Below are 1641 nucleotides of genomic sequence, written 5' to 3' on the forward strand. Positions count from 1 at the left end.
TCGTGGGAGAGTAGGTCACCGCCAAACCTAATAAAATCTCGTAAAAAAATGATATCTCTCTAAAACGATCACAAAATTCCTCAGCTGAAATTTACTATATCCGCTGAGGGCGATAGCGGCCTCAAAAAGCACTCCGTGCAAGAGACCAATAAGCGTCGCGGGATGGAGCAGCCCGGTAGCTCGTCAGGCTCATAACCTGAAGGTCGTAGGTTCAAATCCTACTCCCGCAACCAAAACAAACTCTTCATTATCATCAATGACTTGGGTGTCCGAAGCCCCGGAGACTCTAGAAGCTTGGCCACGCCTAGATGCTTCAGACCCAGACGCGAGCTTCAGAAGCGCGCCAAGGTCCCAGAGATGGTCCCAGTCTTTTGACCAGTTTGCGTCCTGATTTAAGGTGGATCTTGGTTTGTTTCAGGCTGCCATTTTCTCGGGTTCGATTTTGGTCTCATAGACCTCTTTCGGGGTCAAGATGCCGTGGGTTGAGTGAGGCCGTTCAGCGTTATAGTCGGCCAGCCATTTTCCGATGCCCGCTCTTGCCTCTGAGCCGGTTTCGAATGCGTTGAGGTAGACGCATTCGTATTTCAGCGACCGCCAAAGCCGTTCGATCATCCGGTTGTCGATCCAGCGGCCCCGACCGTCCATCGAGATTTTCACACCGGCCTCGGTCAGCGCGTTGATCCATTCAAAGCCGGTGAACTGGCTGCCCTGGTCGCTATTCATGATCTCTGGCGGGCCGTATTTGGCCAAGGCCTCTTTCAAAGTCTCAACGCAGAAGTCTGCTTCCATGCTGTTCGACAACCGCCAAGCCAGGACCTTGCGGCTGAACCAGTCCATGATCGCGACGAGATACAGAAAGCCCCGACGCATCCACTGCCCGGCAGGGCCTTGCGAAGCATGGTCCCGAGAGGGGGGATGTAGCTGATATCGACACACCAGACCTGGTTGGGCCGGGTGATCGCCAGCCCTTTCAGAAGATAGGGCCAGACCTTGTGCTGGGGATGCTTCTTGCTGGTGTTGGGTGTCTGATAAATCGGCATCAGCCGCATCTTGCGCATTAGACGGCGCACCCTGTGGCGGCCGCATTTATGGCCCTGCCGCTGCATGTAGCGCGCCATCTGCCGCGATCCGTACCATGGCGTTTCCAAAAACTGCTTGTCGATGAGGTCCATAAACCTCAGGTTCTCGGAGCTTTCGCCGACGGGACGGTAATACAGCCCCGACCGCATCAGTCGCAGCAGTGCGCATTGCCGTCGCTGGCTCAGCTGATGATCCGCGCTCACCATTTTTTGCCTCGCGTCGCGAGCAACTGATGCGAGGCGCTCGCTAAAAAATCTCGCTCCACGACCAATTGTCCGATCTTCGAATGCAGTTTCTCAATCTCGGCCTCGGATGCGCGAACCTCATCGGTTTTACCCCGCTCGAAAGCCTTCGCCATGTTCGCAATCGCCGCACGTTTCCAACCGCTGATCATGTTCGGATGAACGCCGTACTTCTTCGACAGTTCAGCCAGCGTCATCTCTTCGCGGATCGCTTCCAAGGCGACCTTCGCCTTGAAATCAGGTGAGTGGTTCTTTCTCTTTGCCATTGTAGATCGTCTCTTTCATCAGGCGACCCATCTTAAACTCTGGTCCGAAATTC

General features: G+C 54.8%; 1 tRNA gene and 1 pseudogene. One reads left to right on the forward strand and one right to left on the reverse strand.

The annotated features are described in order from the left end of the window. The first annotated feature begins 156 nt into the window (after positions 1–156). Positions 157–233: transfer RNA gene (locus tag AB9K37_RS00405), tRNA-Met, on the forward strand. Between the two features lie 181 nt (positions 234–414). Here the strand turns inward: AB9K37_RS00405 and AB9K37_RS00410 are convergent. Further along, positions 415–1588: pseudogene (locus AB9K37_RS00410) on the reverse strand (IS3 family transposase). Between the last annotated feature and the right edge of the window lie 53 nt (positions 1589–1641).

Origin of the sequence: Donghicola sp. XS_ASV15 (genome assembly GCF_041224595.1) — a bacterium.
Taxonomy (GTDB): Bacteria; Pseudomonadota; Alphaproteobacteria; order Rhodobacterales; family Rhodobacteraceae; genus Donghicola.